Raw genomic sequence first — 12,860 nt, 5'->3', positions numbered from 1 at the left:
CGTCCTGCTATCGCCAAGGTACCTACCTCCGTGTAGGCAAGGCAAAAATTTTGCTATTTAGTTGCTCTACATGAGAAATTTTTAACGCAGCTAGCGTCAGATTTAATCCCTCAAATTGAGCAAGTATTGAGTCAAATTGGGATTATAACACCTCTACTGCTTGCAAAGACTCGCTTTGGTAGCAGCCCAACAAGCGTACAAACTGGGTATGGTCTTTTAATTCTTCAAGTGCTACTTGGACTTGTGAGTCTGCAATATTGGCAAGCAAATCTACATAAAAGACTTCTTCCCAAGGGTTACCAGGTACTGGGCGTGACTCTAACTTAACCATATTGATATTGTGCTGTTTAAATACCATCAGCGCGTCAGCAAGTGAGCCTACTTGCTGTTTGGTGGCCATAATTAAACTGGTTTTCGTTGGGATTTGAGTAGACACTTGAAGTGCTTTTCTTGCTACCACAATAAAGCGGCTATGGTTTTCGGTCTGATTCGCAAGGCCAGACTTCACCACTTCTAGACCCATATTTTTACCAGCTTGTGCAGAGCCAATCGCGGCACTATTTGGGTGCTCTGCAGCTTGCTTTAATGCACTAGAGGTTGAGTCGCAAGTTTCATGCTGAATATCCCCAAGACCTTGAATAAAACGGCTGCACTGGGCAAAAGGTTGAGGGTGCGCATAAATTTTGTCGATCGCTTGTAATTCTGTGTCTGGCAAAGCTAGGAGACAATGCTCTACGGTATGCGTTACTTCGCCCACAATAGATACTTGCGCATGTTGCAATAAATCGAATACTTCGTTGATACTGCCTGAACTGGTATTTTCAATAGGTAAGATACCAAAGTCAGCTTGGCCTTTCTCTACCTGCTCGGTGATTTGCTCAAAGCTTTGGCAACCCATTTCCACAAGCTTACCGGGACGACGACTGAAGTATTTATGACAAGCAAGCTGGCTATAAGAGCCTTGTCCACCCAAGTAGGCAACGCGGTGTGTATCACCTACGGCATCGGGGTTTAAGTTCTTTTGCAGCATGGCTTGCTGGTTTAATACAGAGTCTTCTAAGATAGTTTGGAAAACGCTGTTTATATAAAAGGCATCAAGACCCAGAGATTTACCATATCGGATCAGTTTCTCCAGCAATGCCTGCTCACGTGCTTCATCACGGATAGGTTTGTTGTTGGTAATCTTATATTCCAGCACGCCATGACTAATGCGACGTCGCTTTGCCAGTAAAATCAGTAATTCTGAATCTATCTCATTGATGTCATGCCTAAGGGCATCTAATGTATTTTGTGTCATAGGTCCTCACTCCCATTTAGCCAAAAAAAAGCCTCCCGAAGTTGGGAGGCTTAGCTATTCTTTTTCACTCGCGAACAGTCAAGCCTCTTCACCTAAAGAAGCTAAAAAAGAAATATGTGTTGCTGTTGCGTGTGATGAAATTCATTTATTCAAACCTTACTTTGAAACTGAATACATTATTAGCATAGAACTAAACGAGAAAACAAGTACTACTTTGGACGTATGCGCAAAAACCTAAGTTATTTGGTAGATAAGTGTCCAATCTCAGTGAGTTAAGTACGTTAATCAAACGTAACTTATTGGCGAGTCGAAAAATATTCTGGTATATTCAGGCAACACCACCACTGTAAATAAAAGAATAGGTTAACTTGTGGGCAATCGTCGTCCCCCATCAAGATATGGTGCAAGCTCTTTAAGTGTAAAGCTGTCGATGTTGATTTCGGCCGTGTGTTTGATCGCGGGGGTTTTTGCTGCGGCATTGATGCTAAAATCTGAAGAAAAGCAGTTAATCTATGAAGAGTATGATGAGCTCAAGCGTTTTAGTGCGCAGGTGAACAATCAGTTCTCAAATTACCTCGATCTTAAAGCCAACTTGGCCGAACAAGCCAACTCAGTGGTCTCCAAACATTTACTTTATGGCGTACAAGATTTATCTGGCGCACAAGCGAGCGTTGACGTGCGTGGCGAAAACTTAGCGAGTACAGCTAAAAATGGCCTCTCTGCAGCTATGTATACTGGCAATTTAAAATTGCAGTCAGTGCAAAAGCTATTTTCTGAATCTGAATTGCTCTGGAACATTCTTGCGCCTCCACTGTTACAAGATTTCTTTAATTTTTACTTATCTACAAAAGACGGCTTTGTTCGTGTTGCACCTCCTAATGCCTTATTAGCGAAAGACCCAAGGCTGGTAAATAATCAGCTTCATAACTTGCCTGTTTTACACGCTGAACAAAACCCAACGAGGGAAGCGGTTTGGTCGGGCGTGTATTTTGATAGGGTTTGGAACAAGTGGGTGGTGAGTATTTTGGTGCCTTTATACTTACATGATAAATACCTTGGGTTAACGGGTAGCGATATAGAGTTGACCACCTTACTCGAAAAATTACCTAAATCTGACCATCAGCAAGGCTTCATCGTTTTTGATAAACAGGGTCGATTATTGGCAGCTCCCGGTCTGTTTAAAACCACCGCTACGACCGGGCAGCTATTGGACCACAACAAACTACCTGAAGACTTGAGTAAAATAGTACAAACTGCACTTATTACTAAGCTACCAAATATCCAAGATGAATTTAGGTATAAAGACAACTGGCATATTATGCACGTGACCCATATTGCCAATTTAGATTGGTACATTGGGATCTACAAGAAGCGGGCGTCGGCTATCTCGGCCATTGAAGAGCTTAAAGTTAAGTTCTTTGGTTTGTTTATTCTGTATGCCATTTTTGTTGCGATATTACTGCATCAGGTTCTATATCAATTAGTACTCAAACGCATCAATGCGCTTGTTAAAGCAGTGAAGGGATTTGGCCGAGGGCAGTGGGATACGCCAACCTTGCCGCATACCGATGACGAAATAGGTCAATTGAACGCCTCATTTAATGACATGAGTGTTGAGATAAAACAGCTTGTAAATGGCCTAAATCAACGTATTACAGAAAAGGAAATCGCTGAAAAGGCGGCAAACCGTTTGTCAAAAGCTGTGGCTTTCTCTGGTACAGGCGTTGTATTGACCAATGAGCATTTTCAAATTGAGTACGTCAATCCAAAAATGCAGGAAATGACGGGCTATGATGAACAGCATTTTATTGGCTCTCCGCTTTTGAGTATTATTTCAAAAGACATGGCAATTCTCATTGATGATATCGATATTGACTTACGCAGTCGCAATCATTGGCGCGGGGATACCATGTTGGCGGGTAACAGAGAGGCGCCTATTTGGGTCAGTTTGAGCGTGTCGCCGATCCGTGAAGAAGGCGGTGCAATTTCAAGTTATGTCGCCTCAGCCCAAGATATTTCGTTTGTAAAAGAAAGCCAGCGTAAAATGGAAGAATTGGCTTACTTTGATACCTTAACTGGCCTTGCCAACCGAACGTTTTTCAGGATGCAGTTACGTAAATCCATGGCGCTTGCCGAACGTGGTCATTACGCCTTTGCTCTATTTTACTTTGACTTAGATGAGTTTAAACGCATCAATGATACCTTGGGACATGACGCGGGTGACCGCTTATTGCTTGAAGTCGCGACGAGATTGAAAAAGCGGCTCCGTGCAGAAGATACCATTGCCAGATTGGGTGGGGATGAGTTTGCGGTGTTACTGAGTGGCATCAATGAGCGAGAAAATGCCATGGAAGTTGCCAATATCATTCAAAAGACACTGGCAGAACCAATAAAACTGGGGAATAACGAAGTGATCGTCAGTGCAAGTATTGGTATCACCATGGCTCCGTTTGACAGTAAAGAAGAAGAGCAGCTGCTTAAACATGCAGATTTGGCAATGTATCAGGCCAAAGCAAAAGGGCGGAACACTTACCATTTCTATAGCCAAGATTTAGACGAAGCTGCTAACGAGCGCCTATATATAGAAAACGAGCTGCGTATAGCAATTAAAGCGCAACAATTTACCTTGCATTATCAGCCACAAGTGAACAGTGAAAGTAGAGAGGTTGTAGGCTATGAAGCGCTTATTCGCTGGTTCCACCCAAGCGAGGGAACTATTCCGCCAAGTAAGTTTATTCCAATTGCTGAAGCGACAGGCCTAATCGTAGAGCTTGGTGCATGGGTGTTAGAAGAAGCGTGCCATTTTTCTCGTCGTTTAAAAGCCGCGGGGAAGATTGCCAACATATCCATCAACCTTTCTGCGAGGCAGTTTAAAGATGCACAATTGATCAGCACGCTGTCAGATATTATAGACAGAACTGAGATGGAGCCGACTCTACTGCACCTTGAGCTTACCGAGAGTATGCTGATGGGAGACGTGGAAGCGGCAATCATACAACTTAAAGATATCAAAGCGCTTGGTGTTTCACTGTCTATTGACGACTTTGGTACAGGCTATTCGTCTTTGAGTTACATTAAGCGTTTCCCAGTTGATATACTCAAAATAGACCGCTCCTTTGTAAAGGATATCCCTGAAGATCCGAACGATATGGAAATCACTGCAGCTATCATTGCGATGGCGCAAAAATTAAATTTGCAGGTTATTGCTGAAGGGGTGGAAACTGAGGCTCAGATGACGTTCTTGGCGAAAAATAACTGCTATATTGTACAAGGTTATTACTACAGCCCGCCGTTAAGTGAAGCCGAGATTTTGCGGTTTGCCCCAGCGGTATAGCGACTCAGCCCCAAAGCTTGGGGCTGAAAATAATAAGCGCTTAACCACCAGCGATTTTCACTTTGAAGCCTTGGCCTTCTAATAATTGCTTAAGCTTTTCTCTGTCATCGCCTTGAATTTCAATAACGCCTTCTTTAACTGCACCACCTTGACCCATTTTAGATTTAAGCGTTTTTGCCAATTTCTTGAGATCGTGCTGTTCACTATCGATGCCAACAACAAGCATAACACCTTTACCTTTGCGCCCTTTAGTTTGTCTTTCAATACGAACGGCGCCGTCCTTAAAAACTTTCCCTTGAACTTCTTGCTTTGGCTCTTTGGTGTCAATACGGCCTACATCTGTGGAGTACACAAGTCTTGATTCTGACATTGATTTTGGTCCTCTTACGGGTTCTTTGCAGAGATCATAGCAAAAAGCAGATTAGATGTTTTTTATTTTTTGCTAAATGATTTTTAAGCGTTATATTTAAATTGGTGAGGGGAAACAAATCAAAATAATTTAGGAGCTTAATGATGAGCTTGAGTAAAAACGCTTCTGCTGACGGTAAGACACTAACCATTCAAATTAGAGGCAAGTTCGACTTTAATTTGGTGCAATCGTTTCGTCAGGCGTATGCGGAGGTGAATGATCAAACCGAAAAGGTTGTTGTTGACCTGCGTGAAACCGACTATATGGACAGCTCCGCTTTGGGTATGCTGTTAAATATGAAAAAAACACTAGGAAGCTCAGTTTCTAGCATTCAAATTAGTAATTGTCGTCCGCAACTTAAGAAAATCCTCCAGATCTCTCGTTTTGATAAGAAGTTTGATATTGACTGAACGCCGATAGATTAGCCCCTCATGAATATCTTGGTAGTCGACGATCAGGTATTAAACTGTAAGCTGCTCAAGGCGATGCTTGAGCAACAATTTTATACCGTTTTTTGTGCGCACAATGGTCGTGATGCATTAAAAATTCTCGAAAGTCAGGACATCGACATCGTGCTGCTAGACGTTGTCATGCCCGTAATGGATGGCTTTGAGACTGCCCCCAAAATAAAGCAATATGCGGGCGACGTATACCTCCCCATCATCTTTATCACTGCACTTGAAGATCAAAGCAGCTTTGAAAAGTGTCTCGCTGTAGGAGGCGATGACTTTATTCATAAGCCGTTTGATAAAGTCATTTTATCAGCCAAAATCAAAGCGCATGCGAGGACTCGTAGGCTCAGCCAACAAAGCAACGAACAACGCCGACAACTAGAATATCACTATAACCAAATAGAGCGAGAGCACGAGATTGTTGAGCACATCTTTAGTAATGCGCTTGCACAACAATCTGAATATCCTGAGATTTGTGAATATCACTTGTCACCCGCGTCAATGTTTAATGGCGATATGTTTTTAATGGCCAAGAGCCCGATGGGTGGCTTTTATTGTTTACTTGGTGATTTTACTGGCCATGGTTTAGCAGCTGCGGTCGGCGCGCTTCCTGCGTCGCGCATTTTCTATACTATGGTGCAAAAGGGGATGGCGGTTAGTGATATAGCCGTTGAGCTCAATACCGCCCTTAATGAGTTATTACCCGGTCATATGTTTTGTGCAGCAGCAATCATTGAATTGAGCAGCTCAGGGAAAAGTGTTTCTGCTTGGCTTGGTGGTTTGCCAGATTTATATCTGGTTGACCGAAATGGTAGCCTTATTAAAACCATTGAGAGCCAACATATGGCACTCGGCATTTTAGAAGTCGATGAGTTTGAACGTAATCTGCTGCATTTTGAAGTTAGCCCCGACCAACGCCTCGTAATGGCGACAGACGGTATCATCGAGTCTGAGTCTGAGCGGGGGGAAATGTATGGCGAACGACGGTTAAAGCGCTTGCTGGCGAGTCGGCAGCATATTTCCACGGATCAAATTATCTCTGAAGTTCGCGAGTTTTCTGGCAATACAGAGCAACAAGATGACTTAAGTATCGCGATTATTAATTGCGTTGCCAGCGAGTCAATTGTTTCTGCGCCTAACCATTATTCAAGTTTGCCGTTTAATATTTCGTTATCTTTAGATGCCAAGCAGATGAAAACGACAGATCCGGTACTTGAGCTGGTGGACTTGCTTAGTGAAGTTGACGGTATTTCGGCGCATCGCTCTAACATCTTCTTACTACTCTCCGAGGCCTACAATAATTCTTTAGATCACGGAGTGCTGGGGTTAGATTCTGAGATTAAAAACAAAGAAGATGGCTTTTTTGAGTTCTATAGTCTGCGAGAGAGTGTTTTGAAGGAGCTAAAAGAAGCGCTAATTATTATTTCTGTGCGCTATAGCCCTGAAGAGCTAAAGCTATACTTCAACATTTGTGATTCAGGTAATGGTTTTGAATCAAGCGAGCGCAATAAAGCGCAGCAAGAGCATAGCCACGGTCGAGGTGTTAGCTTACTTAACGAGATTGCCCAAAGCGTTAGCTACAACAGTGCTGGAAATGAAGTAGAAATGATTTATTCACTCACCTCCAAATCGGTCTAAATTCCACTCAAGCGCATTTCACCTCTGCTTTAGTTTAATATCTATTCCTATTACTCTATGTACCTGTTTTTTAGTGTTGGCAAGGTATAAAGAGCGTGGTAAAGTTGTATTAACTTTAGATGTTTAGATGGCTAAAATGTCAGATTATATTTCATTGAGTGGATTATCTATCTCCCGCGAATTGCTTTTGCTGCAATTAGAAAAACTAGATGCTTATATTGAGCAAAACTCAAGCCTTGCTGTGTGGTCATATCAGATCCCTGAGCTTGGGGAAGGAGGCGCTTGTAGCTTGTTTGGGCACCTTCAGGAAGCGCCTTTTTTTCTGAGTGACTACGTTGAAAAGAACACGGTGAATGAGCAATCGCTTGCTAAGCTACAAACGATAGTGTCAGCGGTAGTTGAATTTACAGCTGTTGATTGGTTTGGCATATACCAAGCAAGAGCGACAAATGAAGGGAAACAACTTCTCAAATTAGCGTACTCTGGCGCGCCGAGTAGACCGCTATTCCCAATAACGGAGGCTTTTGCCGCTACGTCAAATAATATTCAAACGGTATTAAGTGCTAAAGCTCGAGTGATTAATGACATCCCTCAATATGTCGCCAGTGGTGGAGAGTACTACATTTGCGATCCAAAGGTGAAAGCAGAAACCTGTATGCCATTATTCGATGATGCTCAAAATTGTATTGGAATTATTGATGCAGAAGCGTTTTTTGAGTCATTTTTCAACGAAGAAATTTTAGCATTGCTTGCAGCAGCATGTACGAGAATCCCTGAATATTTACCCAAATAATTATCGGAATGTCCGGCTGTAAACTTGACGCCTTTGTGGTGCTGCCAAGTTTACAAAAATGAATAAAATTCTAGATAAATATGGTAACTGAGATGCAAGTCTCTATGTTACCATCAAGTCTACTGGAATCGGGCGTCAGCCGCTCGAGTTTGCATTAATTAAAATAAAAGAGATAAGCCATGTTCTCAGAGCTAAAACCACTTCCAACAGATCCTATTTTAGGCCTGATGGCCGCTTATAAACAGGACACTAACCCAAACAAAATTGACCTTGGTGTAGGTGTTTATAAGGACGAGCAGGGAAACACGCCGGTACTTAAAGCGGTTAAAAAAGCGGAAGCGTTTCGTTTAGAAAACGAAACGACAAAATCTTATATTGGTTTGGCTGGTAATTTAGACTTCTGTCAAAAGATGGAAACACTGTTACTTGGAGAGCATAGTACATTATTGGCAAATCGCGTACGTACGGCGCAAGCACCTGGTGGTACTGGCGCATTACGTGTTGCTGCCGAATTTATTAAACGTTGCAACACCAATGCAACTGTTTGGGTTACGACTCCAACTTGGGCAAACCACATCAGCCTATTTGAAGCAGCGGGTCTAACAGTTAAAGAGTATCCTTACTACGACTACGAAAACAAAGGGTTGTTGTTTGATGAGATGATCAATGCGCTGAAGCAAGTACCTAAAGGTGATGTAGTACTACTTCATGCATGTTGTCATAACCCAAGTGGTATGGACTTAAATCAAGCGCAATGGAAAGTGGTTGCTGAACTTGCAAAAGAGCAAGGCTTTACGCCATTAATTGATATTGCATACCAAGGCTTTGGTACTAGCCTTGAAGAAGATGCACAAGGCCTTAGAACGGTTGCGGATACAGTTGATGAAATGATCATCTGTTCATCTTGCTCTAAAAACTTTGGTTTATACCGCGAGCGTATCGGTGCGTGTTCAATCATTGCAAAAGACAGTGCAACTGCTGATGTTTCAAACTCAGTATTACTTAGTGTGGTTCGTAGTATCTATTCAATGCCGCCAGCACACGGTGCTGATATTGTAAATACCATTCTAAGCAGTACTGAACTTACGCAAATGTGGTACGACGAACTTGACGAAATGCGCGGTCGTATCAATGGTCTACGTACGTTGATCAAAGAAAGCCTAGCTGCAAAAGGTGTTGAGCAAGACTTCTCGTTCATTGACCGTCAGCACGGTATGTTCTCTTTCTTGGGTATTAATAAAGAGCAAATTGACAGACTACGCACTGAATATGCTATCTATATGGTAGGCTCTAGCCGCGTTAACGTAGCTGGCGTAAGCAAAGACAATATTGACTACTTTGCTGACGCAGTGGCAAGCGTGATTAAATAATACCACGCTACACAGCACAAAATAAAAAACCGCAGAACATGCGGTTTTTTATTTTCAGCCTAAACCACCCACTGAAGTAAGTGGTTATTATCATTTAGGCTTGCTTAATTTTGGTCACTTTATCTGGATCTGACGCTTTTTCGTTTTCAGATTTGTTTTTGGTATTGGCCTTTGGTGCTACTTTGCCACCTTTTAACACAGACACAAAGTCATCTTTTTGTTTTGCAATTTCAAGCGCTAGGGATTCAACTTGTTGTTCACTTAGCGGCACGTCAACTTTCGTTAGCATGTCTTCCAATGCTTCAGCTACATCTAGCATCTTATCATAAGCATCAGCTTCTTTTTTAGACGTGAAAGTCATACGCTCGACTCCATTTCTTTCAACAACATATTTGATGATAACGGCCATGGTTATTCCCCTAGTCACTGTTTTTTTATACAGTAAATCGAATCGAGTGATTAAGCAAGTTATTTTGAAAATTTTTCAAGTGCTGTTGAGTGAAGTAGAATTAATTAAATTCATTAAAAACAAAAGCTTAATGTTTATTTTGATTTTTGAAAGAATGAATGTTTTTTGACAAAGTCAATATTCCAATCTTTATTTAAAAAGCTTCTGCAATCACTCACCGAGGTAAATGCAGTAAGCTTTGGATACTTTTTACGCACAAGGAGTGTATATATGTTCAATAAACCCACCATACTTTCTATTTTATTGGCGCTAGGTTTAAGCTGTTCAAGTGTGCTCGCAAAACCTACGGATCAAGCAAAATCTGTCTCTCAAACACAGCAGCAAAGTGCTGTACTCGATATTAATTCCGCTGACGCTTCGGCGCTTTCAAGTTTACCAGGGATTGGTATTCGTAAAGCTGAAGCCATCGTAGAGTACCGTAAGAAAATGGGGCGCTTTAAAACAACAACGGAGTTGCTGGAAGTAAAAGGAATTGGGAAAGGAATATTGGCAAAACTGGAGGGGAAAATTAGAGTCTAGTCGTAGTTATTGTGTGCGAGCTTAGTTGCTCGCACACAGGTAGATTGAAGATCAGGGCTTATTCGAGGCGTTAAACTCAGCGATTGCCTGAGCTAACTTGGGTTTGCCAAATTGTATTTCCAGTGGTGTGGTCAGTAGCGGATAAATTAATCCTGCCACGAGTAAGACAGGTAATAACAGCCAGCCTTCAAATACGACCAATGAGGCAAAAAACGGTGTGAGCAGTAGCAACTTGGCTATTCTTAACACGACCTTTGTTTTTGCATCAAGGTGGCTAAGTGCAAGACGTAAGATCATCTGCTTGTCACGTAATTTAAACGCTCTCAGTTGCTCAATTTGGCTTAACCTAAAATGCATGAATGTGATATCTCAACTTCTTTTGGTAACGTGGAAAAATAAGAAAAGAATAAATGCAACACTATAAAATGCAAAGATAATTTCCATCCATCCAGGCATAGATAATCCTGCAAAAGACCAATCTATGTTGCCGCAGTCACCCGTTGCAGCAAAAAAGCTTGGCAGCCATTCATGCAGCGGCATAAACGCAGGAAAGTTTGGTACAAAGTCACAGGTAAAAGCAAATGGATCCGTTGTGGTTTGCATATTGATATGTTCACGGGCGATAAAATAACCCCAAATACTGCCTACACCCCACGAAACAAATGCCAGACTACGCAGTGCGAAAGAGCGAGGAGAAATCATACCGATTAAACCAGCTGCTAATAACCCCAACATAGCAAAACGCTGATAGATGCACATAATACAGGGCTCTAAACCCATACCGTATTGGAAATACAGTGCAACGGCTTCAAAAATAGCAGCGGATAGTGCTAGCAATCCCCAAGATTGCCTAGAGAGATGAAAAGATGAAATCTTCATTATAGAGAAACCCTTTTTGTTTTATTATGCTTTATCTGGCCGCGTTAGAGCAACCTTACTTCGGCTGTGTGCGCTATCTTTGCGACGATTTTTCGACTCTTGTTACCAGCAGAAGTTCGAAAATATCAGAATAGATCACTTGATTAAGTCAATTGAAGTGAGACCGACATTATCAGCATTTCTATTCTGGCGTATTTACTCACTCACTTTTCTCGAGGGCATCGATATGAAAAGTAGCACGTTCAATGGCGGAGCCATGTAAGATAACATATTCGATATCGTTATAAGCCGCGACTGACTGCAAAGGGTTACTATTTAAAAGTAATAGATTTGCCACTTTCCCAGCTGCGATACTGCCGTACTGGTTGTCTATCGCAAATGCTTTCGCATTATTAATGGTAGCAGCAGATAGCAAGCTAACGAGGCCTACTCCGGCTTGATCCATCATCGTTAATTCTTGATAAGTCGATAAGCCAGGTTGCGAGACATAAGTTGGTGCGGGTGGCGTATCTGAGCCAAGCAGCAAGGTTGCGCCATTTTTATATAGATAATTTAGTGCTCGTTGCCCTTGTGAGAAAACTTGCTCAAGTTTAGCCACCTTTTGTTGATTACTTATTTCACCCCAGCCTTGACCCATTTCTCGAGAAAACCAGCGACCAGGTTCACTTTGATACCAAGCAATTTGAGACGGAGGTAATACGGTACGATATTCAGATGAGAGGGTGAAAGTGTTGTCAGTCACTTTCGCCAGAGCATTCATCACATTTAATGTGGCTTGATAGGCGATGTCTTTTTCGATGATGGTATCCAGCACAGCTTTTACATTGGTTGGTAGTTCGCTTTCGCTAGGGGCTGTATTTGGCGCTAACCAGTTCCAAAGTCCATGCGCCATAACGTTGATATTGGCATCTACAGCAAGTTGTTGCATATCAACGGCATTCGCATGTGCCATTACGGGTAACTTCAATGAGTTTGCGGACTCGACTAATTGTTTAGCAGTTTCTTGGTTAATAAGCGGTATAGCACTGTTTTCTCCAAAGCCATCTTCAAAGTACAGTTTGGCACAAGTTGCACCGTCAGATTTCATTCGCGTCAAGGGCTGAGCTCCTTGGTGAGCGTGTGCTTGAGATGGCGTTAGCTCATGAGCAGGATCGCTGTGTTGTGCAGCAAAGTAGGGTTTATGTTGATGTAGCTTTGAGTAACTAAGGCCTTGAGCATTATACCCTTGGTAAACCGGCATTGCGCCACAAAAGTAGGCGTCGGGTGCGGGGCCATTTGCTGTAAATTCGGTCATGCCGATTGCAGTGTTTGACGGGTCAATAACTTGCGTGACGCCATAGTAAAGATAATTAGCGCCTTGCCGTTGTAAAAATGCTGCCTGCATTTGGCGAGCTTTAGGGGAAGTGTTAAGCAATCCCGGCATTGTTTTTAAGTGGACATGGCTATCGGTTAACCCTGGTATGAGGTATTGACCATGAGCATCAATAACCTTTGCTGCATCCGGTTTTTGACTTGAGTCAGAGACTTGTATAATTTTGCCATCTCGGATGGCGAGCCAATGATTGGAAATGATATTGACTTGGTGCTTATCAATAGGATTTAAAATGGTAGCATTGTCGATACGAAGGTCCACTGCTGCAAATAATGCATGAGAAGACAGGGCGCAACAGGCCGCAAATATTAATGTTTGTTTTTTCATA

The 12,860-nt window shown here is 42.3% G+C and carries 12 protein-coding genes; 6 read left to right on the top strand and 6 right to left on the bottom strand.

All coding sequences use genetic code 11. From position 1 onward, the window contains the following. Nucleotides 1-142: 142 nt before the first annotated feature. Entirely contained in the window at nucleotides 143-1,297 is a 1,155-nt protein-coding gene (gene pheA, locus L3V43_RS00720; protein WP_102057158.1) for a prephenate dehydratase, read from the bottom strand. Nucleotides 1,298-1,667: 370 nt separating this feature from the next. On the opposite strand from pheA, the gene L3V43_RS00715 reads away from it, so the two are divergent. After that, the gene (locus L3V43_RS00715; RefSeq protein WP_206471063.1) at nucleotides 1,668-4,631 is read left to right on the top strand and encodes an EAL domain-containing protein; all 2,964 of its coding nucleotides are present in this window, start codon (nucleotides 1,668-1,670) and stop codon (nucleotides 4,629-4,631) included. Between the two features lie 40 nt (nucleotides 4,632-4,671). On the opposite strand, the gene L3V43_RS00710 is transcribed toward L3V43_RS00715, so the two are convergent. Beyond that, nucleotides 4,672-5,001 (bottom strand): translation initiation factor, encoded by a 330-nt coding sequence (locus L3V43_RS00710; protein ID WP_017216143.1) that lies wholly within the window; start codon nucleotides 4,999-5,001, stop codon nucleotides 4,672-4,674. A 143-nt stretch (nucleotides 5,002-5,144) separates the two neighbouring features. On the opposite strand from L3V43_RS00710, the gene L3V43_RS00705 reads away from it, so the two are divergent. The 4 genes from L3V43_RS00705 to L3V43_RS00690 all read left to right on the top strand — a co-directional run bounded on the left by L3V43_RS00705 (nucleotide 5,145) and on the right by L3V43_RS00690 (nucleotide 9,293). Next, on the top strand, nucleotides 5,145-5,450 hold the full coding sequence (locus L3V43_RS00705) for an STAS domain-containing protein (protein WP_010371095.1): 306 nt from the start codon (nucleotides 5,145-5,147) through the stop codon (nucleotides 5,448-5,450). A gap of 21 nt (nucleotides 5,451-5,471) precedes the next feature. Continuing rightward, nucleotides 5,472-7,130, top strand: a complete 1,659-nt coding sequence (locus tag L3V43_RS00700) for a fused response regulator/phosphatase (RefSeq protein WP_235366666.1) — start codon at nucleotides 5,472-5,474, stop codon at nucleotides 7,128-7,130. Nucleotides 7,131-7,257: 127 nt separating this feature from the next. After that, a complete protein-coding gene (locus L3V43_RS00695) occupies nucleotides 7,258-7,923 on the top strand; it encodes a GAF domain-containing protein (protein ID WP_235366667.1) in 666 nt (221 codons plus the stop codon). Between the two features lie 179 nt (nucleotides 7,924-8,102). Beyond that, complete coding sequence (locus L3V43_RS00690; protein WP_010606712.1) at nucleotides 8,103-9,293, top strand: amino acid aminotransferase; 1,191 nt, start codon at nucleotides 8,103-8,105, stop codon at nucleotides 9,291-9,293. 94 nt (nucleotides 9,294-9,387) lie between these two features. Here L3V43_RS00690 and L3V43_RS00685 read toward each other — a convergent pair whose 3' ends face one another. Next, a complete protein-coding gene (locus L3V43_RS00685) occupies nucleotides 9,388-9,702 on the bottom strand; it encodes a YebG family protein (protein ID WP_010606713.1) in 315 nt (104 codons plus the stop codon). Between the two features lie 270 nt (nucleotides 9,703-9,972). Here L3V43_RS00685 and L3V43_RS00680 point away from each other — a divergent pair, with 270 nt between their 5' ends. Next, on the top strand, nucleotides 9,973-10,281 hold the full coding sequence (locus tag L3V43_RS00680) for a helix-hairpin-helix domain-containing protein (RefSeq protein ID WP_174170006.1): 309 nt from the start codon (nucleotides 9,973-9,975) through the stop codon (nucleotides 10,279-10,281). Between the two features lie 51 nt (nucleotides 10,282-10,332). Here the strand turns inward: L3V43_RS00680 and L3V43_RS00675 are convergent, their stop codons facing one another. The 3 genes from L3V43_RS00675 to L3V43_RS00665 form a co-directional block, all read right to left on the bottom strand. Then, on the bottom strand, nucleotides 10,333-10,638 hold the full coding sequence (locus L3V43_RS00675) for a hypothetical protein (protein WP_017216140.1): 306 nt from the start codon (nucleotides 10,636-10,638) through the stop codon (nucleotides 10,333-10,335). 12 nt (nucleotides 10,639-10,650) lie between these two features. Then, nucleotides 10,651-11,160 carry a disulfide bond formation protein DsbB gene (gene dsbB / locus L3V43_RS00670; protein ID WP_102057153.1) on the bottom strand — a complete coding sequence of 170 codons (510 nt, stop codon included), beginning with the start codon at nucleotides 11,158-11,160 and terminating at the stop codon, nucleotides 10,651-10,653. Between the two features lie 199 nt (nucleotides 11,161-11,359). Further along, on the bottom strand, nucleotides 11,360-12,859 hold the full coding sequence (locus L3V43_RS00665; protein WP_237115910.1) for an amidohydrolase family protein: 1,500 nt from the start codon (nucleotides 12,857-12,859) through the stop codon (nucleotides 11,360-11,362). Between the last annotated feature and the right edge of the window lies 1 nt (nucleotide 12,860).

The organism is Pseudoalteromonas sp. L23 (genome assembly GCF_021728455.1).
Lineage (GTDB): Bacteria > Pseudomonadota > Gammaproteobacteria > Enterobacterales > Alteromonadaceae > Pseudoalteromonas.
The sequence above is the reverse complement of the archived record's forward strand: the minus strand, read 5'-3'. Positions and strand labels throughout refer to the sequence as shown.

Bases quoted from the DNA above. Each gene is read 5' to 3' on its own strand.
- L3V43_RS00705 (WP_010371095.1), top strand. From the start codon at position 5,145: ATGAGCTTGAGTAAAAACGCTTCTGCTGACGGTAAGACACTAACCATT.
- pheA (WP_102057158.1), bottom strand. From the start codon at position 1,297: ATGACACAAAATACATTAGATGCCCTTAGGCATGACATCAATGAGATA.
- L3V43_RS00700 (WP_235366666.1), top strand. From the start codon at position 5,472: ATGAATATCTTGGTAGTCGACGATCAGGTATTAAACTGTAAGCTGCTC.
- L3V43_RS00710 (WP_017216143.1), bottom strand. From the start codon at position 5,001: ATGTCAGAATCAAGACTTGTGTACTCCACAGATGTAGGCCGTATTGAC.
- L3V43_RS00675 (WP_017216140.1), bottom strand. From the start codon at position 10,638: ATGCATTTTAGGTTAAGCCAAATTGAGCAACTGAGAGCGTTTAAATTA.
- L3V43_RS00695 (WP_235366667.1), top strand. From the start codon at position 7,258: ATGGCTAAAATGTCAGATTATATTTCATTGAGTGGATTATCTATCTCC.
- L3V43_RS00690 (WP_010606712.1), top strand. From the start codon at position 8,103: ATGTTCTCAGAGCTAAAACCACTTCCAACAGATCCTATTTTAGGCCTG.
- dsbB (WP_102057153.1), bottom strand. From the start codon at position 11,160: ATGAAGATTTCATCTTTTCATCTCTCTAGGCAATCTTGGGGATTGCTA.
- L3V43_RS00680 (WP_174170006.1), top strand. From the start codon at position 9,973: ATGTTCAATAAACCCACCATACTTTCTATTTTATTGGCGCTAGGTTTA.
- L3V43_RS00665 (WP_237115910.1), bottom strand. From the start codon at position 12,859: ATGAAAAAACAAACATTAATATTTGCGGCCTGTTGCGCCCTGTCTTCT.
- L3V43_RS00685 (WP_010606713.1), bottom strand. From the start codon at position 9,702: ATGGCCGTTATCATCAAATATGTTGTTGAAAGAAATGGAGTCGAGCGT.